The 581-nt window shown below is 50.4% G+C and carries 1 tRNA gene; it reads right to left on the bottom strand.

Annotated elements, in window-relative coordinates:
• Positions 1 to 382: 382 nt before the first annotated feature.
• A tRNA-Glu gene (locus L2I46_RS29315) sits at positions 383 to 458 on the bottom strand.
• Positions 459 to 581 lie beyond the last annotated feature (123 nt).

The raw sequence follows: 581 nt of genomic DNA, 5'->3' as shown, positions 1-581 counted from the left end.
TAGCACGTCCTTCATCGCCTCTGACTGCCAGGGCATCCACCGTGTACGCTTAGTCGCTTAACCTCACAACCCGAAGACGTCTTGTTCTGTCCGGTTCGTTGCGCATCATGAATCCTGCGTTGTTCCGTACTCGCGATGCTCATGGACATTAAGTCCACTCCGCTCGCTGCGTGCGGTACGCCTTGGCTTCACTTTGCTCACGTCACCTTTTACAGTGCCATCTTCAGATTGCGAAAATTTGAGAGACTCGAACACACTTAAACAGTGTGTCGTTTCAATTTTCAGCTTGATCCAGATTTTTAAAGAGCAAATATCTCAAACATCACCCGAAGATGAGTTTTGAGATAGTTCGGCACGCGTCTTTCACTCACGAACCAGCAAGTGGCGTCCCCTAGGGGATTCGAACCCCTGTTACCGCCGTGAAAGGGCGGTGTCCTGGGCCTCTAGACGAAGGGGACACTGAAGTCTCAATCGCAAGACGCCTTGCTTCTCTATTTTCATCAGACAATCTGTGTGAGCACTACAAAGGCAGGTTCTTTAAGGTAAGGAGGTGATCCAACCGCAGGTTCCCCTACGGTTAC

Origin of the sequence: Klebsiella sp. 2019SCSN059 (assembly GCF_021739525.1) — a bacterium.
In the GTDB taxonomy this organism is placed as follows: domain Bacteria; phylum Pseudomonadota; class Gammaproteobacteria; order Enterobacterales; family Enterobacteriaceae; genus Klebsiella; species Klebsiella quasipneumoniae.
Note: the sequence above shows the minus strand (reverse complement) of the source record. Positions and strands in the feature narration are given on the sequence as shown.